The 20,104-nt window shown below is 64.9% G+C and carries 19 protein-coding genes; 13 read left to right on the top strand and 6 right to left on the bottom strand.

Features of this window, described 5'->3' with window-relative positions; all coding sequences use genetic code 11:
* Positions 1-151 precede the first annotated feature (151 nt).
* Entirely contained in the window at positions 152-1,237 is a 1,086-nt protein-coding gene (locus tag AC50X5_RS03400) for an inositol-3-phosphate synthase (protein ID WP_494974723.1), read from the top strand.
* A 54-nt stretch (positions 1,238-1,291) separates the two neighbouring features.
* Here AC50X5_RS03400 and AC50X5_RS03395 read toward each other — a convergent pair whose 3' ends face one another.
* The 3 genes from AC50X5_RS03395 to mshA form a co-directional block, all read right to left on the bottom strand.
* A complete protein-coding gene (locus AC50X5_RS03395) occupies positions 1,292-1,789 on the bottom strand; it encodes a uracil-DNA glycosylase family protein (RefSeq protein ID WP_494975221.1) in 498 nt (165 codons plus the stop codon).
* Between the two features lie 816 nt (positions 1,790-2,605).
* A complete protein-coding gene (locus tag AC50X5_RS03390) occupies positions 2,606-4,285 on the bottom strand; it encodes a formate--tetrahydrofolate ligase (protein ID WP_494974722.1) in 1,680 nt (559 codons plus the stop codon).
* A 68-nt stretch (positions 4,286-4,353) separates the two neighbouring features.
* Positions 4,354-5,664 (bottom strand): D-inositol-3-phosphate glycosyltransferase, encoded by a 1,311-nt coding sequence (mshA, locus tag AC50X5_RS03385; protein WP_494974721.1) that lies wholly within the window; start codon positions 5,662-5,664, stop codon positions 4,354-4,356.
* A gap of 102 nt (positions 5,665-5,766) precedes the next feature.
* Here mshA and alr point away from each other — a divergent pair, with 102 nt between their 5' ends.
* The 5 genes from alr to tsaD are packed head-to-tail and all read left to right on the top strand — an operon-like array spanning position 5,767 to position 9,980.
* Positions 5,767-7,011, top strand: coding sequence for an alanine racemase (gene alr, locus AC50X5_RS03380; RefSeq protein ID WP_494974720.1), 1,245 nt, complete (start codon positions 5,767-5,769; stop codon positions 7,009-7,011).
* Positions 7,008-7,703 carry a tRNA (adenosine(37)-N6)-threonylcarbamoyltransferase complex ATPase subunit type 1 TsaE gene (gene tsaE, locus AC50X5_RS03375; RefSeq protein ID WP_494974719.1) on the top strand — a complete coding sequence of 232 codons (696 nt, stop codon included), beginning with the start codon at positions 7,008-7,010 and terminating at the stop codon, positions 7,701-7,703. The genes alr and tsaE overlap by 4 nt, the downstream gene beginning before the upstream one ends.
* Complete coding sequence (tsaB, locus tag AC50X5_RS03370) at positions 7,703-8,365, top strand: tRNA (adenosine(37)-N6)-threonylcarbamoyltransferase complex dimerization subunit type 1 TsaB (protein ID WP_494974718.1); 663 nt, start codon at positions 7,703-7,705, stop codon at positions 8,363-8,365. Before tsaE ends, tsaB begins: the two co-directional genes overlap by 1 nt.
* Before the next feature lie 59 nt (positions 8,366-8,424).
* Positions 8,425-8,895, top strand: coding sequence for a ribosomal protein S18-alanine N-acetyltransferase (gene rimI / locus AC50X5_RS03365; RefSeq protein WP_494975220.1), 471 nt, complete (start codon positions 8,425-8,427; stop codon positions 8,893-8,895).
* Positions 8,892-9,980: a tRNA (adenosine(37)-N6)-threonylcarbamoyltransferase complex transferase subunit TsaD gene (gene tsaD / locus AC50X5_RS03360; RefSeq protein ID WP_494974717.1), complete on the top strand. Its 1,089-nt coding sequence runs from the start codon at positions 8,892-8,894 to the stop codon at positions 9,978-9,980. Before rimI ends, tsaD begins: the two co-directional genes overlap by 4 nt.
* A gap of 40 nt (positions 9,981-10,020) precedes the next feature.
* On the opposite strand, the gene AC50X5_RS03355 is transcribed toward tsaD, so the two are convergent.
* Complete coding sequence (locus AC50X5_RS03355; protein WP_494974716.1) at positions 10,021-11,172, bottom strand: glutamate--cysteine ligase; 1,152 nt, start codon at positions 11,170-11,172, stop codon at positions 10,021-10,023.
* A 258-nt stretch (positions 11,173-11,430) separates the two neighbouring features.
* Here AC50X5_RS03355 and AC50X5_RS03350 point away from each other — a divergent pair, with 258 nt between their 5' ends.
* From AC50X5_RS03350 to AC50X5_RS03335, 4 genes are read left to right on the top strand one after another with little or no spacing between them, the layout of a single operon-like run.
* Complete coding sequence (locus AC50X5_RS03350) at positions 11,431-12,990, top strand: glycoside hydrolase family 3 N-terminal domain-containing protein (RefSeq protein WP_494974715.1); 1,560 nt, start codon at positions 11,431-11,433, stop codon at positions 12,988-12,990.
* Positions 12,991-13,027: 37 nt separating this feature from the next.
* Entirely contained in the window at positions 13,028-14,119 is a 1,092-nt protein-coding gene (locus AC50X5_RS03345; protein WP_494974714.1) for a GTP-binding protein, read from the top strand.
* Positions 14,116-14,238: a type B 50S ribosomal protein L36 gene (gene ykgO / locus AC50X5_RS03340; RefSeq protein WP_494974713.1), complete on the top strand. Its 123-nt coding sequence runs from the start codon at positions 14,116-14,118 to the stop codon at positions 14,236-14,238. The genes AC50X5_RS03345 and ykgO overlap by 4 nt, the downstream gene beginning before the upstream one ends.
* Before the next feature lie 47 nt (positions 14,239-14,285).
* Positions 14,286-15,113, top strand: a complete 828-nt coding sequence (locus AC50X5_RS03335) for a shikimate 5-dehydrogenase (RefSeq protein ID WP_494974712.1) — start codon at positions 14,286-14,288, stop codon at positions 15,111-15,113.
* A gap of 6 nt (positions 15,114-15,119) precedes the next feature.
* On the opposite strand, the gene AC50X5_RS03330 is transcribed toward AC50X5_RS03335, so the two are convergent.
* A complete protein-coding gene (locus AC50X5_RS03330; protein ID WP_494974711.1) occupies positions 15,120-16,367 on the bottom strand; it encodes a THUMP-like domain-containing protein in 1,248 nt (415 codons plus the stop codon).
* A gap of 90 nt (positions 16,368-16,457) precedes the next feature.
* Here AC50X5_RS03330 and AC50X5_RS03325 point away from each other — a divergent pair, with 90 nt between their 5' ends.
* Entirely contained in the window at positions 16,458-16,844 is a 387-nt protein-coding gene (locus AC50X5_RS03325; RefSeq protein WP_494974710.1) for a hypothetical protein, read from the top strand.
* 9 nt (positions 16,845-16,853) lie between these two features.
* Here AC50X5_RS03325 and AC50X5_RS03320 read toward each other — a convergent pair whose 3' ends face one another.
* Positions 16,854-17,789: a DMT family transporter gene (locus AC50X5_RS03320; protein WP_494974709.1), complete on the bottom strand. Its 936-nt coding sequence runs from the start codon at positions 17,787-17,789 to the stop codon at positions 16,854-16,856.
* Positions 17,790-18,015: 226 nt separating this feature from the next.
* On the opposite strand from AC50X5_RS03320, the gene groES reads away from it, so the two are divergent.
* Together groES and groL are read left to right on the top strand one after the other, a co-directional pair.
* Positions 18,016-18,312: a co-chaperone GroES gene (groES, locus tag AC50X5_RS03315; protein WP_463934603.1), complete on the top strand. Its 297-nt coding sequence runs from the start codon at positions 18,016-18,018 to the stop codon at positions 18,310-18,312.
* A gap of 80 nt (positions 18,313-18,392) precedes the next feature.
* Entirely contained in the window at positions 18,393-20,003 is a 1,611-nt protein-coding gene (groL, locus tag AC50X5_RS03310; RefSeq protein ID WP_463934602.1) for a chaperonin GroEL, read from the top strand.
* Positions 20,004-20,104: the final 101 nt, after the last annotated feature.

The following is a 20,104-nucleotide window of genomic DNA, read 5'->3' as shown; positions in this document are numbered from 1 at the left end:
GGCTGTGCCGGGCGGGGAACATTACCCCGTCCGGCACAGTTGGTAGAATGTAGAGGCGCCGTATGGCGCTGCGATTGCCCGCCGTCCCCTCTGGAGCCTATGGTTCCGCCGCAGGAACGGCTGCACCAGACGTTTGTTCCTAAGGAGTTCCGTGTCTTCGAATCCGATCCGTGTAGCCATTGTTGGAGTGGGCAACTGCGCCGCCTCGCTGGTCCAGGGTGTCCACTACTACCGGGACGCCGATCCCCAGGCCACGATTCCGGGGCTGATGCACGTTGAATTTGGCAAGTACCACGTTAACGATGTCCAGTTCGTCGCAGCATTCGACGTCGACGGTAAAAAGGTGGGAGTTGACCTCGCCGATGCCATCCTCGCCAGCGAGAACAACACCATCAAGATCGCCGATGTGGCACCCACCGGTGTCACCGTGCAGCGCGGCCACACCCTTGACGGCCTGGGCAAGTACTACCTGGAGACCATCGAGCAGTCCACGGAGGAGCCTGTTGACGTTGTCCAGGCCCTGAAGGATGCCCAGGTTGACGTTATGGTTTGTTACCTTCCGGTCGGATCCCAGGAGGCTGCAGAGTTCTACGCCCAGTGCGCCATCGATGCCGGCGTCGGGTTTGTCAACGCACTCCCCGTCTTCATCGCAGGCACGAAGAAGTGGGCTGACAAGTTCACCGCTGCCGGCGTCCCGATTGTGGGCGACGACATCAAGAGCCAGATCGGCGCCACCATCACCCACCGCGTCATGGCCAAGCTGTTCGAAGACCGTGGTGTCACCCTGGACCGCACGTACCAGCTGAACGTCGGCGGCAACATGGACTTCAAGAACATGCTCGAGCGCGACCGCCTGGAATCGAAGAAGATCTCCAAGACGCAGGCCGTCACCTCCAACGTTGAGGCTGAGCTTGCTGCCAAGGACGTGCACATCGGCCCGTCGGACTACGTCCAGTGGCTTGACGACCGCAAGTGGGCCTTTGTGCGCCTCGAAGGCCGCAACTTCGGTGACGCCCCGGTTTCGCTGGAATACAAGCTTGAGGTCTGGGACTCGCCTAACTCGGCAGGTGTGATCATCGACGCCATCCGCGCCGCCAAGATCGGCCTGGACCGTGGCATCGGTGGTCCGCTGCTCTCTGCATCCAGCTACTTCATGAAGTCCCCGCCGGAGCAGTTCAACGACGATCTCGCTCGTGAAAAGGTTGAAGCCTTCATCCGCGGCGACCTCGAGCGCTAGAGGTCACCACAACGCTCCCTCACCATCAGGTGGGGGAGCGTTGTGCTTTAAGCGCTAGCGCCGTCCGGCCTGGAGACCAGCGCGGGCCATCGCATCGGCGTAGGAGCGGCCCATGTCGATCAGCAATTCGGTGTGGCGCTCTTTTGAGCCGGCAAACGTGCGGCCGTGCAACGGGCGGGCCTTGTAGACCTTCAGGCCGCGACGCCAGATCATCGGGTTATCCGTCTTGAGGAGCATCTGTGCCAGGCGGTTGGCTTCCGTCCCGTGGGCGACGATGGCCGAGACGCGGGGAACAAGCCTGAGGAAAGAGATCAGCGGCTTGAGGCCGGCGCTGACCTGTTCAGGCGTCAGCCTGCCATTGGGCTCGCCCGGGGTGAACCAAGGGTGGGTGTTCCACGGCATGATCCATTCGGGACGCAGGCCGAGCTGAAACTGCAGGCCCAGCAGTCGGGTGGCGGCGGCATCGTCGCCGGCCCACACAACACCCCGGGGGGAGGCCTCGCCGGTGTTGGAGAACAGGGACACAATGCGGCATTCGTCTACGGAATGCATCGGGTCCACGTAGGGAACCTCGAAACCGGGGCGGAGTTTGCGCAGGAACTCCACATGCTGGTTGACCGGTGCTATGTGCGGGGCGAAGAACGGGCTGTCCGGAACCGGGGGGATGTCCAGGCCAACCGGCGCTTCATCCGCCGGGACTGTCTCAGCAGCCCCAACCGCAACCGGAGCCGTTTCCGCAGCGGGAGGGGTGGCCGGAGGGGCGGCAACAGGCGCAGCCGCAGTCACCTTCCGCGTGATAACAGGACCGGCCTTGGGCGCGGTCCGGGAGGGCGCCTTCTTCGGCGCAGCAGTCTTCGCGGGCGCTTTAGCGGGAGCTGGCTGCCTTACAGGGGTCCTTTTCGCCGCCTTGGCGGGGGTATCGAAGTCGTCATCGTCGTCGTCATCCTCGAAAAATCCGTTGAGGAGCTTGTCGAGTTCGTCAAAGCCGGAGTCGTCATCGTCGTCGAGTTCGGGACCCTGCCCGAAGCCTTCTTCGTACCGGGTGTCAAGGTCGCTGCGGTAGTCCTCGAAATAGTTCGGTTCAGCCACGGTGGTCATGAGGGCAGGGGTCTCCTCGGGTAAGGCAGGTGCCGGCCTCCGGGCGCGGGGGGACGCGTCGGTAGCGGGCAGGTGTGTGGGGGAGGCTCCCCGGGGTGCCGGTGGAGCCTTTAGATCTTAGCAAGGACCGGACCCCAAATATTCTCCTGTTGTTCAACATGACAGGCGGGCATGGTGCCGTTGCGCGACCGCGATGTCCGGACTGCGGTGAAGATCACCCGGGTTCATGCCCGGCAAGGCGAATGAGCCGGCCGAAGGGGCGGCCATTGGTTAGAAAAGGCCGGTGATTTGGCCTGCCTCGTCGACGTCCATCCGCATGGCAGCAGGCTCCTTGGGCAGACCGGGCATGGTCATCACTGCGCCGGTGAGCGCCACGATGAAACCGGCGCCGGTGCGTGGCAGCAGGTCGCGCACATGAATGGTGAACCCCTTCGGTGCTCCAACACGCGTGGCATCATCGCTGAACGAATATTGGGTCTTGGCCATGCAGACAGGCAGCCCGGACCAGCCGTTGCGCTCAATCTCAGCCAGGCGCCGCAACGCCGGAACGGAAAAGTCGACGTCGTCCGCGCCGTAGATGTCCTGGACAATCGTCCTGATCTTTTCCTCTACGGGCAGCTCCAGCCCATACAAATGCCGGAAGTTATGCGGCGTAGCCAGCGCCTGGTCCACCAGGGCAGCGAGCTCGTCACCGCCGTCACCGCCTCCGCCGCGGCCCCAGATGTCGGCCACGGCGGCCGGCACACCCTCCGCGCGGCACCATGTGAGAAGCCAGTCGAGTTCTGCCGCGCTGTCGGAGGAGAAGCGGTTGATCGCGACCACGGCCGGCACGCCGAACCGCGCCACGTTGGTCAGGTGCCGCTTCAGGTTGCAGGCGCCGGCAGCCAGGGCATCCACGTCCGGGGACTGCAGCCGGTCCTTGGCCACCCCGCCGTGCATCTTCAGTGCCCGGACCGTGGCAACAACCACGACGGCGGAAGGCGCCACGTCCGCGATCCTCGCCTTGATGTCCATGTACTTCTCGGCCCCGAGGTCTGCACCAAACCCCGCTTCCGTAACCACAATATCCGCGAGCCTGCGGGCCGTCTGGGTGGCGATGAGGGAGTTGCAGCCATGGGCGATGTTGGCGAACGGCCCGCCGTGAACCAGGGCAGGCGTGCCGGCTATGGTCTGCACCAGGTTGGGCTTGATCGCCTCCTTGAGCAGCATGGTCAGTGCGCCCTGGACGCCGAGCTGCGCCACCGTCACGGGCTGGCGATCATGGGTGTAGCCAAAGGTAATCCGGCCGAGGCGATCGCGGAGATCCTCCAGCCCGGTGGCCAGGCAAAAAACGGCCATCACCTCGGAGGCGACGGTGATGTCGAAACCGTCCTGCCGGGGAACTCCCTGCGCCGGCCCGCCCAGCCCGATTACCACCTCCCGAAGGGAACGGTCGTTGATGTCCAGGACCCGCTTGAAGGTCATGCGGCGCGGATCGATGGAGAGTTCGTTGCCCTGGAAGATGTGGTTGTCCACAAGGGCCATGAGCGCGTTATTGGCGGAGGTGATGGCGTGGAAGTCGCCGGTGAAATGCAGGTTGATCTCGTCCATGGGCAGGACCTGGGAGTAACCGCCTCCCGTGGCGCCGCCTTTCATTCCCAGGACCGGTCCCAACGAGGGCTCCCGGAGGGCCACCATCACCTTGCGTCCTGCGCGGGCCAGCGAATCGGCCAGGCCTACAGTGACGGTGGACTTGCCCTCGCCGGCGGGGGTGGGGGACATCGCCGAAACCAGCACTACCTTCCCGTGCGGCTCCGGGGCAGTGAGCCGGGCGGGGTTAATTTTCGCCTTATAGTTCCCGTAGCTTTCCAGCGCCGCGGCATCGATTCCGGCAGCCTCGGCCACTTCCGTGATCGGCCGCAGCCGTGCCCCCTGCGCAATGGCAAGATCCGTCAGCATTCCTTCAGACATCGTTGTCCTTTCTGGTGGTGCTTCTTCCGGCGGCCGGCTAGCGGGATCACGGCTGACCGGCCAGATGCCTACCGCATCTGCGTTGTGGGCAGCAGCGACGTTCCGAGGAAGCTGCCCAGCGCGGCGTGGTAGCTTTCCAGCGTAATGGCCGCCGTGCGGTTCCAGCCTGATTCTTCGGCACGGATTGACGCGGCGCGTCCCATGTCGTCGCGGGTGGCGGGGTCGTCAAACAGCGCCTCCAGGGCGTCGGCCCAGTCCTCGGGATGGTGCCCGTCCACCAGCAATCCGGTCCGGCCGTGGCACACGGCCCTGGACAAGCCGCCCACCCGGGTGGCCAGGACGGGTGTTCCGCAGGCCTGCGCTTCGAGTGCCACCAGCCCGAACGATTCACTGTAGGAGGGCATCACTACAACGTCGGCAGAGCGGAACCAGCCCGCAAGTTCCTGGGCGTTCACCGGCGCGAGGTGGGTGACGACGTCGTTCATTCCTGCCTCGGACACCAGAGTCTTGAGGTTGAAATCCTTGCTACCGCTGAGGGCGCCCAGGATAGTCACGCGAAGGTCTATATCCGGACGGCGCCCGCGCAGGATGGCGGCGGCCCGCACCAGGATCTGCGGTCCTTTGAGGCGCTGGATACGGCCGGCGAAGACCAGGTGGAACGCCGTGTGGCTGACATTCCGTTGCATCCTTGACCGCGAACGGAAAGCGGGATTGAACACATCGAGGTCAACTCCGGGCGGGGCGATGTCGATGACATCAATGTCGGCGCCGTAGTGCGACACCAGCTCCTTGGCCTCCGCCCCCGTGTTTGCGATCAGCCGGGACGCGGCGTTGACAATCTGGTGCTCACCCAGCTCGCGCCGCCGCGGCTCGGGAAGCTCGCCCGGGCCAAGATGCAGGTTCTTCACCCGCGCCATGGTGTGCATGGTGTGCACCAAGGGCACGTTCCACAGCGCGGAGAGCTCCAGTCCGGCAACCCCGGAAACCCAGTAGTGCGAATGGATGATGTCATACCGGCCATGCGGCTGCCGCTGCCGGATCTGCTCAATTTCGGCAACCATGCTGTGCAGGAGTTCGGGCAGGTGCTCCTTGGGCAGCCGCTTGGGCGGTCCCGCCAGGACGTTATGGACGCAGACGCCGGGCATGGGATGTTCGACGGCGGCCTGGCCGGCTGAGGTGGAACGCGTAAAGATCTCCACTTCGACGCCGGCCGCTGCCAGTGAGAAGGCAAGCTCGCGAACGTATACGTTCATCCCGCCCGCGTCCCCGGAGCCGGGCTGCTCCAGCGGGGAGGTGTGGAGGGACAGCAGCGCTACTCGCCGGATCAACGCTTCGGCTCTCCTTCCACGGCCGGTGGCCCGGCCGAACTGCAGATGCATCGGATAAAACTTTACTCCTGCGCCGGCCCTGGGTTTTCGGTGGTGCGGACCGGAGAGGGTCCGGCGGCACTCCGGCCACATGGCCCCAGTAGAATTGATCAGGTGACTTACCCAGCAACACAGGCAAACGACCCTTCCGCGCCTTCGGCCGGCTACGAACGTTCAGCGACCATCGACCTCGCGGCCATCCGGCACAACGTGGCCCGGCTGGCCGCCATCGCCTCACCCGCCAAAGTAATGGCCGTGGTGAAGGCAGATGCCTACGGGCACGGCGCGGTTCAGGTGGCCCGGGCCGCCCTCGAAGCGGGCGCTGCCTGGCTGGGAGTCGCACACATCTCCGAAGCACTGACGCTCCGGGCGGCCGGCATCGAAGCCCCGCTCCTGGCCTGGCTTCACACTCGTGAGAGCAACTTCGGCGCTGCCGTCGCGGCCGGCGTTGATATCGGCTGCTCAGGCTGGGAGTTGGACAGCATTGTGGCGGCAGCACGGGAACAGCAGCGGCCCGCGAGGGTGCACCTTAAAGTGGACACCGGTTTGGGGCGTAACGGTGCCACGATCGAATCCTGGGACCGGTTCCTGGGCGAGGCGATGGAGCACCAGGACAGCGGCGTGCTGCGTGTGGTTGGTATCTTCTCCCACCTGGCCGTTGCTGACGAACCGGACCGCAAGGAAACCGACGAACAACTGGCCGTCTTCCGCGAAGTCCTGGCTATGGCAGAGGACGCGGGCGTTGACCTTGAGGTGCGGCATTTGGCCAACACGCCCGCAACACTGTCCCGCCCTGACACCCACTTCGACCTGGTCCGCGCAGGCCTGGGAATCTATGGCCTGTCCCCGTTCGAGGGGCAGACCTCGGAGGAACTGGGGCTGCGTCCGGCGATGACACTGCGCACCCTCGTCTCGCACTGCAAGGATGTTCCGGACGGGCAGGGCGTCTCCTACGGCTTGAACTACCACACGGACGGTGCCAGCACGCTGGGCCTCATCCCGATGGGCTACGCGGATGGCGTGCCCCGGGTTGCAACCGGCGGTCCGGTCCTCGTTGATGGCGTCACCTATCCCGTGGTGGGACGGATCGCGATGGACCAGATGGTGATTGACGTGGGGAACCGGCTGGTCAGCGTTGGCGGACCCAGCCTGCTGGGCGCCGAGGCCGAACTCTTCGGAGACGGCCGGAACGGCGGCCCGACGGCGGATGACTGGGCCCGGGCGGCCGGCACCAACAACTACGAAATAGTCACCCGGATCAGCCAACGCGTCCCGCGGATCTACGTCAATGAAGGCGCCGCGGTTGAAACCGGGGCGGTCGCTTCCGGCGGACCCGCCAATGAGGCAGGCACCAGGTGACGCCGCACGACATTACCCCGGACGATGCACCCCTGTGGGAGCAGCGGATCGTTGTTTCCTCGGCGGAGGAAACCCAGGAGATCGCTGCGGCGCTCGGCAGCCAGCTGGAAGCCGGCGACCTGCTGGTCTTGACCGGCGAACTCGGCGCGGGAAAAACCACCTTTACCCAGGGCCTGGGGCAGGGCCTGGGGGTCCGGCCGGGAATCATCTCGCCCACGTTCGTACTGGTCAGGATCCACCCAAACCTGCCGGACGGTCTCCGTCCCGGTGGTCCTGACCTGGTCCACGTTGACGCCTACCGGCTGGCATCGGCGTCGGAGATTGACGGCATCGACCTTGAGAACACCCTGGACTCTGCAGTCACCGTGGTGGAGTGGGGCCGCGGCCGGGTCGAGCACCTGAGCGCCAGCCGGCTGGACATCGAGTTGCTGCGCGCAACAGGGCTGGCCGGAAACCCCGGCGTACCGGCATCCTCTGACACCCCCGCGTCACCCGCTGCTGCCACACCGGGAGGTGTGCTCGATTTCAGTGGGGAAGAGGACGACGAACCGCGCACCCTGATCCTTCGCGGCTATGGCCCGCGCTGGGCAAGCCAGCCCTCGCTCCGGGACGCGCAGCACGCCGGCGCGGAATCCCGCAACCCGGAATCCCGCAGTACCGAATCCCGCAGCACAAGCAAAGGGAATAGCTGATGCTGATCCTCGCCATTGACACGTCCGCCACTGCCAGTGCCGCGCTCGTATCTGAAAGCGGCATCGTCGGCCGTTTTTCCACCGAAGATACCCGCAGCCATGCAGAGGTCCTGGCACCGGGCATTCACCAACTGCTCGCCTCCACCGGCACCCTGGCGGCAGATATCGATGCGGTGGTCACCGGCGTCGGTCCTGGCCCTTTTACCGGCCTGCGCTCCGGAATCGCTACGGCCAGGACACTCGCCTTTGTCTGGGACAAGCCCCTTTACGGAGCCGTAAGCCTGGATGCCATTGCCTTGGAAGTCGCCGAGTCAGAACATCGGGTTCCCGAGTTCCTGGTGGTTACCGATGCCCGGCGCAAAGAGGTGTACTGGGCCAGGTATGCCCTGAACGACGACGGCGTCCCGCACCTTGCGGACGGACCGCACGTCAGTGCCGCGGAACAGCTCCCGGCGCTGCCGGCTTTCGGAGCGGGCGCAGGCATTTACGATCAGGTGCTGGCGGCCCACCCCGGGTTCCGGGACCGCCAGCCGGACGCAGCCTCGCTGGGCAGGACTGCCCTGGCAACGCTGGCTGCAGGACAGGCCCTGCCTGATTCCACCCCGCTGTACCTGCGCGAATCCGATGCGCAGGTCCCCGGCCCCAGAAAGCGCGCGCTGTGACCGGGATCGATCCTCCGACTGACGGCAGCGGCTTGGCTCCGGGCGTGGAACTGCGGACCATGACCGCTGATGACATTTCCTCAGTGCACGCCATGGAAACGCGGCTGTTCCCCTTGGATGCCTGGCCGGTGTCCATGTTCTTCGACGAGCTCCGCCAGACGGACACCAGGCACTACCTGGTGGCAGTAGCGGGCGGCAGGATAGTGGGCTATGCGGGCCTGATGTGCGTGCAGCCGATCGCCGACGTTCAGACCATTGCGGTGGAACCGGACGCGGAGGGCCGCGGAATCGGCTCAGCGCTGCTGGAGTCGTTGATCCAGGAAGCCCGGCAGCGGGCCGCGGAGGATGTCCTGCTGGAAGTGCGGGCGGACAACCCCCGGGCTCAGCGACTGTACCTCAGGTTCGGTTTCGAGCAGATCCATGTCCGCCCGCGCTACTACCGCGACGGCACGGATGCGCTGATCATGCGATTGCAGCTCGGCGCGGAACAGCCACAAGGTGAAGAGAGTAAGGAAACCCGCCAGCCATGAACACCACGCAGCCGTTGGTCCTGGGGATTGAATCCTCCTGTGATGAGACCGGCGTCGGAATTGTCCGCGGGACCACCCTGCTGACCAACACGGTGTCATCGTCCATGGACGAACATGTCAGGTTTGGCGGCGTGATTCCGGAAATCGCTTCACGGGCGCACCTGGACGCCTTTGTCCCCACTCTCCGGGCGGCGCTCGCGGACGCCGGTGTTGGCCTGGATGACCTGGACGCGATTGCGGTGACCTCGGGCCCCGGCCTGGCGGGCGCCTTGATGGTAGGAGTCTGCGCAGCCAAGGCGTTGGCCCTGGCAACCGGCAAGCCGCTCTACGCCATCAACCATCTCGTGGCGCATGTGGGAGTGGGGCTGTTGGATTCAGAAAGGGACGACGGCGGCGCGCTGCCGGATAACCTGGGGGCCCTGCTCGTCTCCGGCGGCCACACCGAGATCCTGAAGGTCAACAGCATCACCGACGACGTGGAATTGCTGGGTTCCACCATCGACGACGCCGCGGGCGAAGCCTACGACAAAGTTGCCCGGATCCTGGGGCTGGGTTATCCGGGCGGCCCGGTGATTGACAGGCTGGCCCGCCAGGGCAATCCCAAGGCCATCCGGTTCCCGCGCGGCCTCAGCCAGCCGAAGTACATGGGTACGGCGGAGCAGCCCGGACCACATCGGTACGACTGGTCATTCAGCGGACTCAAGACCGCCGTCGCACGTTGCGTTGAACAGTTTGAAGCCGCAGGGCAGCAGGTCCCGGTGGCGGACGTCGCAGCCGCATTCCAGGAAGCGGTGGTGGACATCATCACGTCCAAGGCCATCCTGGCCTGCCGGGAACGCGGTATCACCAGCGTGCTGCTGGGCGGCGGGGTAGCGGCAAACTCACGCCTGCGGGAACTGACGGCCCAGCGCTGCGCCTCTGCCGGAATCACCCTGACGGTTCCGCCGCTGGACCTCTGTACGGACAATGGCGCCATGGTAGCTGCCCTTGGCGCTCAACTGGTGATGGCCGGCGTCGAACCCAGCGGCATTGAGTTCACGCCGGATCCGTCCATGCCCGTGACGACGGTGTCGGTACCCGGATAACCAGGCTGCCCTGCCTGGTCCTGGAAAGCCCTGCTGGCGCCTAGGCAGCAGGCCCGTTGCGCATCTGCCGCACCAGATCCAGCACCACAGCCTGCAGGTTTCCGCCGTTTGCCTCGGCCACCCGGCGTTGGCGCTGGTACCCTGCGCCGCGGCGGATGATATTTTCGACGTCGGCAAGTTCGTCGCTGCAGCCCAGCCGCTTGGCTACCGGCTCCAGCCGGTTGAGGGTCTCCATGATGTGGTCCGTCACCAGTTGCTCGTTGCCTTTGGCATCGAGGATGATGATGGCGTCCAGGCCGTAGCGTGCGGCCCGCCACTTGTTTTCCTGGACATGCCAGGGCTGCATGGTGGGGATGCTTCCATCGTCGTCGAGGGTGTTGGAGAAGTCCTCCACCAGGCACTGGGTCAGCGCTGCGATGGCGCCAACTTCCTCCAGGGTTGCCAGGCCGTCACAGATCCGCATCTCGATGGTGCCAAGGTTAGGAACAGGACGGATATCCCAGCGGATCTCTGACAGGGTGTCGATCACGCCGGTGGTGGTCATGTCCTGGACATAGTCCTCGTACTGCTCCCACGTAGCGAACTGAAATGGCAGGCCCGCGGTGGGCAGCTGCTGGAACATCAGGGCGCGTTGGGAGGCGTAGCCGGTGTCCTCGCCGCCCCAGAACGGGCTGGAAGCAGACAAGGCCTGGAAGTGCGGAAAATAGTTGATCAGGCCGTCGAGGACCGGAAGGGCCTTGTTCTTGTTATCCAGCCCCACGTGCACGTGCACGCCGTAGATCACCATCTGCCGGCCCCACCACTGGGTGCGGTCGATCAGTTTGGCGTAGCGTTCCTTGTCCGTGACAGGCTGCAGCTGCGGGGGGCTGAAAGGATGGCTGCCCGCGGAGAACAGCTCCACACCCATGGGGTCCGTGATTTCCCGGACTGCCGCCAGTGAGCGGCTTAGGTCTTCCTTGGCCTCAGCCGGGGTGTTGCAGATGCCGGTGACCAGTTCCACGGTGTTAAGCAGCAGTTCCTGCTTGATGTGTGGATGCTCGTCGTCTTCAGTCAGGCCGGGATGCCGGGCCGCCACGCCGCGAAGGACCTCGTTGGCCACGGAGGCCAGTTCGCCGCTCCGGCTGTTGACCAGGGCAAGTTCCCATTCCACACCAAGAGTTGATTGCCGGGATGAAGCGAAATCAATCTTCATGTGTACACCTAACTGTTCTGTTGTTCATCCTCCGTCTTTGACGATAAGGCGTTCCAAGTCTAGTGCAGGCGTAGCATCGTGTTGATGACATCACTCGCACGGCCATGGCACGGTAAGCAGCGGTTCCGGGGGCAGCCGTATGCTGCCTGGGCCGCCATACTTCTCCTGCTGACTGCTTGCACCGGGACGCCTGCGTCGCAGCCGGCGCCTGAAAGCAGCCCTGTGTCCTCCAGCCAGCCCAGTACGGAGGCGAAATCCATGGCGCCTGCCAGCCAGGGACCTACGGCCAGCCAGGAACCTACGGCCGATCCCGGGAGCGCACCTTTGGGCTGGGGCCCGGAGCAACGCGATGCCGACGCCGCCGCAGCAGCGACCGCAGGCATGTCCGTTGACCAGAAGGCCGGTCAGGTCCTGCTTGCCTTTTACTCCGGCGCGGACCCTTCTGCCCAGGCGGCCACCGTCAAGAGGCTCCACCTCGCAGGCAGCATTGTGATGGGGGACAACGTGCCGAAAGCCGCAGATGGAACCGCTGACGCAGGAGCCATGGCCAGGTCTGCAGCCGTCCTGCAGGATGCGGTGAGGGCGGACGGCCGCACCTGGCCCGGAATCGTCGCCGTCGACCAGGAAGGCGGTCCGGTGGCCCGGCTGCGCGCTCCATTGACGGAGTGGCCCGCCGCCATGGCTTACGGTGCGGCAGCTGATCCGGCGCTGACGCGCGAGGCAGGCCGTGCAATGGGGACGGAACTCGCCGGCCTGGGGTTCACCATGGACTTCGCCCCCGATTCAGACGTCACCATCGGCCCGCAGGATCCGGTGATCCAGTCCCGCTCCTTTTCCGATGACCCGGACACTGTTGCTGCACACGCGGTAGAAATGTCCGCCGGGCTCCTTGATGCCGGTGTGCTCCCGGCCCTGAAACACTTCCCGGGCCACGGATCCGTCACTGTCGACTCTCACCACGGCCTTCCGGTCCAGGGGGACGCAATTGCAGAGCTCGAGTCGCGGGACTGGAAGCCGTTCAGTGCGGCAGCCAAGGCCGGGCTGCCCGTGGTAATGACGGGTCACATTGACGTACCCGCGCTGGAACCGGGCGTTCCGGCGTCGTTGTCCAAAGCTACCTACGCGCAGCTCCGAGGCCTGGGCTTTAACGGGGTTGCGGTAACGGACGCCTTGAACATGGGGGCTATTGAACAGAACTATTCACCGGCAGATTCCACAGTGAAGGCGCTGGCGGCCGGCGCGGACCTGTTGCTGATGCCGTCCGACGTCGACGCCGCCCACGCGGCGATCGTTGCCGCCGTCGCGAATGGCTCGCTGCCCGAAGAGCGGTTGAATGAGGCGGCGGGCAGGGTTGTCACCTTGATGACATGGCAGGGCCGCAAAGGTGCCACTGTACCGCCGGCAGCTCCCGGAGCAGGCGCGGCGGTTTCAGCAGCTGTCTCCGCCAAAGCCGTGACCGTCTTGGCGGGCCCCTGCAAAGGCGCGCTGGTGGGTGATTCCGTGCAGGTCCAGGGCGGCTCGGAACTTGACCGTGCACGCTTCACGGCCGCGGCAGCGGCTGCCGGGATCTCTGTTGGCAGTGGGCCCGTGGTACGCCTTCTGGGGGCGGGCGAACCCGGAGGCGGAGGTGACTTTGATGTTGCCCTTGACGCACCGTGGGCGTTGGCGGGCTCATCGGCCGGGAGCGTCATCGCCGTCTACGGCCGTTCCCAGGGATCCTTTGCGGCTCTGATGGGGGTCCTGACGGGTACGGCGCCGGCGTCGGGAAAGCTGCCGGTGGCAGTCGGCAGCTGGCCACGGGGCGCCGGTTGCCCATAGTTACTGATGAGAATCATTTTCATATAGACTGACGAGCATGCACCTTTCGCTTGTCAGCTCCCTCGACTCACACTGCCGCCAGGAAGCCACATCCCGCCTGGCCCGCAGCCACCCGGACTCCGTGGTGGTTCACCATGACCTGCTGGAGGGCTCCATAGTCCTGCGGAGGATCTTCCGGAACGGACAACTGGTGGAGCGGGCGGAGAACGTTTTGGAGCACGGCTGCCTAAGCTGCACGGTCCGCCTCGATGTGATCCCCACGGTCCAGCGACTGCTCGACTATGGGTCCCGCAACGTGGTCCTGGGGCTGCCGCCCGGTGTGGCCACCGGGCAGGTAGCCGCCGGGCTCATGTCCGGTGTGGGCAGCGGGGTGCGCGTGGAAAACGCTGTGCTGGCCCTGGACCCGGTGGAGCTGGAAGACCAGATCTGGGACCGGCACACCCTGTTCGAATCAGGCTTCACCTCCATGCCTGGCGATGACCGGACAAGCGGTGAATTCCTGGTAGGCGAGTTCGCCCACGTGGATACCGTGCTGACGCACCAGGGGCTCGGGGCGGAGCTGGCCGGGCGGCTCGGGACGGACAGCCCTGGCTGGGGTACCGGCGTCGACCTCCTGTCCCAATTGGTGCCGCACGCTGCCGTGATTGGCGTGGAGGAAGAGTTCAAGCCCAGTTGCTACGACCCCCGGGAAGCTGCGGCGCGAAGCAGGCCCGGCGATGTCCGGGTGCCCCTGCGCACCCAGGCGGGCGCTTTCCGGACGGTGACGCACGCCGTCGGACGTCCCTTGCATCCTGAAAGGTTCCGGGAGGCGCTGCCTCAGCTGGCGGCAGGATCGCACTGGCTTCGGGGGAGGCTGTGGATGGCTTCTGCTCCCGCTGAACGGATCGGGCTGACGGGGGTGGGGCCGCTGGTCTGGCTGGAGAACACGGGCCGCTGGAGTGGTTCCACTCCCGACGCCGTGACGCTCCAGGGCTGGAACCCGGGTTTTGGCCACCGGTCCAGCGTAGTGGCGGTCACGGGAAGGAAAGAGGACGTCCAGGCGCGCGAGGTCCGCGAACTCCTGGACGGTTGCCAGCTGACCGCGAAGGAAATAGAGGAAACGAAAATAACGATGAAAGGACAACCATGAAAGTCAGAAACTCGCTTCGGGCACTCAAGAAGAGGCCGGGTGCCCAGGTGGTGCGGAGGCGCGGCCGGACGTTTGTGATCAACAAGAAGAATCCGCGGATGAAGGCACGGCAGGGCTGACGCTCCCTCGGTGAGAGGCGGCCGCGGCAAGGAGGTTTAATAGGGACGTGCCTATCCTGAATAAAGACATGACGCTCTGTATCTCCCTGTCGGCCCGCCCCAGCAACAACGGGACCCGTTTCCACAACCACCTTTATGAGCAGCTGGGCCTGAACTGGATCTACAAAGCTTTTGCTCCTGCCGATCTGGCACAGGCTATAGCCGGAGTCCGGGGTCTGGGGATCCGAGGTTGCGCCATATCGATGCCATACAAGGAGGACGTCATCGCGCTGGTGGATGAAATGGACGCCTCCGCGTTGGCCATCGAATCAGTCAACACCATCGTCAATACGGACGGCACCCTTCGCGCCTACAACACCGATTACACGGCCATCGAACAACTCCTGGCACGCAACTCGGTGCCAACTGACTACACGGTGACTGTCCAGGGCGCCGGCGGGATGGCCAAGGCCACGGTCGCTGCCCTGCGCGACGCCGGCTTCAGCCGTGTGACGGTGGTTTCCCGGAATGAGGCGGCAGGCCGGTCGCTCGCCGGACAATACGGCTTCAGCTGGAAGCCGGAGTCCGAAATGCCCGGAGAGTCACCGGCGGACATGATTATCAACGTCACCCCGTTGGGCATGGCGGGAGGTCCGGACGCCGGCACCCTCTCCTTCCCACAGGCCGTTATTGACGCCGCCCAGGTGGTGTTCGACGTCGTGGCGTTGCCGGCTGAGACTCCGCTCATCGCCGCAGGCCGGGCCGCCGGAAAGACCGTCATTACGGGAGCGGAAGTGGCCACCATCCAGGCGTTGGAACAGTTTGTCCTTTACACCGGCGTGAGGCCCACTGACCAGCAGGTCCGCGCCGCGGAAGAGTTCACGCGCGCTCAGTAAAGGTCTTTATCCGGTTGCATGGCCGGTTGTCCTGACCGGTTCCACCGCAATTGCCACCCTGGTTTCGCCGATCCTCGTGAGCACCAGGGTGGCGGAGCGGGCCTTGCCGGCCTTCGCAGCCGCGCCCTGCAGCAGTTGCTTCCTCAACTCCTCGGGCGTCGTGGAGATACCGCGTTTCTTGATCTCCAGAACTCCGATGCCGTGTGCTTTGACCCACTGCTTGAGCACCTTGACGTTGAAGGGCATCACTTCCAGCACCCGGTAGGCGCGGGCAAACGGGGTGTCCCGGAGCTCAGGGGCACAGATGTAGGCGATGTGTTCGTCCAGCAGGTGCCCGTCCAGTCCAAGTGCGACGTCGGCCACCAGGCCTGCGCGGATGACGGCGCCATCGGGTTCGTACAGGTATCCGGATGCCGGGCCGATCGGCGCTTTGGGGCCTTCGCTGAAGTCCTGGCCGCTGCTTATTTCTGCGGCACCCTGCGGGCCGATCACGAGCGCTGACCGGCGGACGCCGGGGCGCTGCAGTGCGTTGAACCAGAGGGCCACCTCCGTCACATCTCCGTTGACCGAAACCCACTGGGCCTCGCAGCCCGCCGGGATGGATTCGTGGGGCATGCCCGGGCCGAACTTCACTCCTACTGCCTTGCCCGTCGCTGCAAGGGACTCCACAAAGGACAGCGGCGGCGAAAACGCCTCCGGGTCCCAGATCCGGGTGGTTCCGGACGTCGAAGTGCTGCGCCGCGCAGGATCCAGCCACACGCCGTCGACCTCATCCAATGGAACGTTCATGGCGTCAGCGTGCACCACCGCGGCGTGCGGGAATGGCAGAAGGTTGACCGTGGCGCAGGCGGCGGTGACCTCATCAAGTTCGACGGCGGTCACGGCGATCTCCAGCGACGCCAGCGCCAGGGAATCCGCGCCCAGGCCGCAGCCAAGGTCCGCGACGTGCCGTATCCCGGCCCCGGCAAAACGCGCAGCGTGGCGGGCCGCAACGTTGAGCCTGGTTGCTTGTTCGAGGCCGGCCTGCGTGAACAGCATCTGGCTGGCAAACTCGCCAAACTTGGCTTCGGCCTTGGTGCGGAGGCGGGACTGGGTCAGGACGGCGGAGACCAGTTCGGGGGAGTGGCCGGCCTTGCGGAGGCGCGAATTCAGCTCAAAGGCTTCATCTTCCCGGTACGGTCCGAGGGATGCCAGCAGCTCCCAGCCTTCACTGCTCAGCAGCGGTTCGATCTGTTCACGGGGGGCACCAACCATGCGCTCCACCCTATAGGAGAGGCCGGTTCAGCTTGGTGCGCTTCTCCAGCGCGGGAAGCGGACCACGCTGAGCGCGGCTAGGGTTGAAGGATGGAAAAGCGAACACCCCCACCGCCTGCTGGCCATCCCCAAACACCGGCGCAGCGCCTGGCGAAGTTCGCAAAGCCCGCGCTGATTGCCGGTGTCGTAATTGCGCTCGTCTGCGGTGCATTGCTGCTGATTATTGCCGGGCTGGACGCCTTTAACGCGACAGTCTATTCAGTGGACGGCAACAGCATCACCGACGAAACGGAAGAGGCGCGGCAGATCCGGGGGCTGTATGCGGGCGCGCGGACAGGCGGGATCATCTTCCTGATACTCGGGCTGCTTTCCGCAGTGGCCGGCGGCATCATCGGATATCTCAACCGCAACGAAGCCCGGGAAAATGGCGGTGTCGACGGCGACGAAGACGTGGATTTCGAAGACCTGGGCCGCTAACGGTCCCTGTTAATCGTCCCGACCAGACCGGATCCGGCTGCCCGTGGGGTTGCTGCGTGCAGGGTCGCTGCCCGCTGCGGGTGGGCCCTGGCGTTTCCTGGCGCTCGTCAACAGGACCCCGGAAATCACCAGGACCCCGCCCAGGATCTGCGGCACGGTAATGGGCTTACCCATCAGCACAGTGATGATAGCGGTGAACACGGCGATCAGGTTCAGGTAATTGCCGGCGTTGGCAGCGGTGGTGGTCTTCAAAGCCAGGTTCCACAGCAGGTATGAACCCAGTGACGGGAACAGCGCCACAAACGCGAGCGACCAGCCCTCTGACGGCGTGGTGGGAAATCCGGTCCCGGTGACCAGCGCGAACGGACTGAGCATCACGGCGGCCATGACCACCTGAATGGCGGTTGACGTGATGGCGGGGACGGACAGCCGCCGGGCAATGATCGTGTACAGCCCCCAGACGGTGATGGCGCCCAGCATCAGCAGCTCGCCGACGCTGATGGAGAAAGTGAGCAGCTTGTGCAGTTCGCCGCCGGTAAGGACCAGCAACACACCCAGGAGCCCCAGACCGATCCCCACCCAGTTCAGGGGACGCGGCCGGTCCCGCAGCAGGATCACGGCCATGACCACAATCAGCGCGGGGTTCGCTGCAGTGATGAGCGAGGCGTTCAGGGCCGAAGTATGTTGCAGGGCGCTGTACAGAAGCAGCGTGTAACCGCTCATGCCCAGGATGCTGAGGAGCAGCAGCGAGGGCCAGTGCCGGAGGGCTGCCCGCCAATCCGGCCGGTCGATGGCATGCGCAAGGAGCAGCAGTGGAACTGCTGCCAACGTCCAGCGCCAGAACGTCAGCTCAAGGGGCGCCATGGTTTTCAGGACAGCTTCGCCGACGACGAAGTTTCCGGCCCAGAAGAGGGCGGCGAGGGTCAGGTACAGGGCGGCGCGCACTGCTTAAATCTACAGGCATGATTTCCGCCGCAGACGAAAATCTGGCACTCGCCTTGACCGAGTGCTAACCACTACATAGAGTCTTCATTAGCACTCTCCCATGGAGGGTGCTAATACATGAGAACTGCCAGCCAGGCTGCTGCCGGCACCGCGACGACGGTTTGCCAGCCTTATGCGGGCGGTTTCTTCAAGTCCATGAATTTGCTGACGAAAAGGAGAGGTCCGAGTGTCGGTCTCTATTAAGCCTCTTGAGGATCGTATTGTTGTCCGCCCGCTCGAAGCCGAGCAGACCACGGCTTCCGGCCTGGTCATCCCGGACTCCGCGCAGGAGAAGCCGCAGGAAGGCGAAGTTGTTGCAGTAGGCCCCGGCCGCTTTGACGACAACGGCAACCGGGTTCCCCTCGACGTCGCTGAAGGCGACGTTGTTATCTACTCCAAGTACGGCGGAACCGAAGTCAAGCACAGCGGTACTGAGTACCTCGTGCTGTCCGCCCGCGACGTTCTGGCGATCGTCGCTAAGTAACACTCCAAGGACCCCGCGCTGCTGATCCACTTCCGTTGTGATCGGCCGCGCGGGGTTTCTGTCTTGAAAGGACAACACCCATGGCAAAGCAGCTTGCGTTCAATGACGCTGCCCGCCGGTCTCTTGAAGCCGGCATCGATAAGCTCGCCAACACCGTCAAGGTGACGCTCGGCCCGCGCGGCCGCAACGTCGTCCTGGACAAGAAGTGGGGCGCTCCCACGATCACTAACGACGGCGTCACCATCGCCCGCGAAGTTGAGCTGGACGACCCTTACGAGAACCTTGGCGCGCAGCTGGCCAAGGAAGTCGCCACCAAGACGAACGACGTCGCCGGCGACGGCACGACTACCGCTACGGTTCTGGCCCAGGCCCTGGTCAAGGAAGGCCTGCGCAACGTTGCTGCCGGCGCAGCTCCCGGCCAGATCAAGCGTGGCATCGAGGTTTCTGTTGAAGCCGTTGCCGCACGTCTGCTGGAGAACGCACGCCCCGTTGAAGGCACCCAGGTCGCCAACGTGGCCGCTATTTCGGCCCAGAGCGACGAAATCGGCGAGCTCCTGGCCGAGGCATTCGGCAAGGTCGGCAAGGATGGTGTGATCACCATCGAGGAGTCCTCCACCACGCAGACCGAACTGGTCCTGACCGAGGGCATGCAGTTCGACAAGGGCTACCTGTCCCCGTACTTCGTCACTGACGCGGAACGCCAGGAAGCAGTCCTCGAGGATGCCCTCATTCTGATCAACCAGGGCAAGATCTCCTCCGTCCAGGAATTCCTGCCGCTGCTGGAAAAGGCGCTGCAGAGCTCCAAGCCGCTCTTCATCATCGCTGAAGACGTCGACGGCGAGGCTCTGTCCACGCTGATCGTCAACCGCATCCGCGGAACCCTGAACGTTGTTGCAGTCAAGGCTCCCGGCTTCGGCGACCGCCGCAAGGCCATGCTCCAGGACATCGCCACCCTCACCGGTGCCCAGGTTGTTTCCCCTGAGCTGGGCCTGAGCCTGGATTCGGTAGGCCTTGAGGTGCTGGGTACTGCCCGCCGCATCACGGTCACCAAGGACAACACCACCATCGTTGACGGTGCCGGCTCTGCAGAGGACGTCGCAGCACGCGTTGCCCAGCTGCGCGCCGAAGTAACCCGCACCGACTCGGACTGGGACAAGGAAAAGCTCCAGGAGCGCCTGGCCAAGCTGGCCGGCGGCATTGGTGTTATCAAGGTCGGTGCAGCCACCGAAGTTGAGCTCAAGGAAAAGAAGCACCGCATCGAAGATGCAGTGTCCTCCACCCGCGCCGCCCTCGAAGAAGGCATCGTGGCTGGTGGCGGTTCCGCCCTCATCCACGCCCTGAAGGCACTGGACGAGGATCCGGCCGTCAAGGCGCTCGACGGCGACGCTGCAGCTGCCGTGGGCATCGTCCGCCGCGCGCTGGTCCAGCCGCTGCGCTGGATTGCCCAGAACGCCGGTTTCGACGGGTACGTTGTCACCGCCAAGGTTGCCGAGCTGGAAACCAACAACGGTTTCAACGCCAAGTCCGGCGAGTACGAGGACCTGATCGGCGCCGGTGTCATCGACCCGGTCAAGGTCACGCGCGCTGCCCTGCGTAACGCTGCGTCCATCGCTGCCCTGGTTCTCACCACCGAGACCCTGGTGGTTGAGAAGCCTGCTGAAGAAGACGAGCACGCTGGCCACAGCCACTAGTCCCCACCGTCTCCCTCACCTCGCTTCGCTCGGTCAGGGAACCCTGACGGCGTGGGCCCAGCGTCTCCCTCACCTCGCTTCGCTCGGTCAGGGAACCCTGA

The sequence above is a fragment of the Pseudarthrobacter sp. MDT1-40-2 genome (assembly GCF_059383595.1).
The sequence above is the reverse complement of the archived record's forward strand: the minus strand, read 5'-3'. Positions and strand labels throughout refer to the sequence as shown.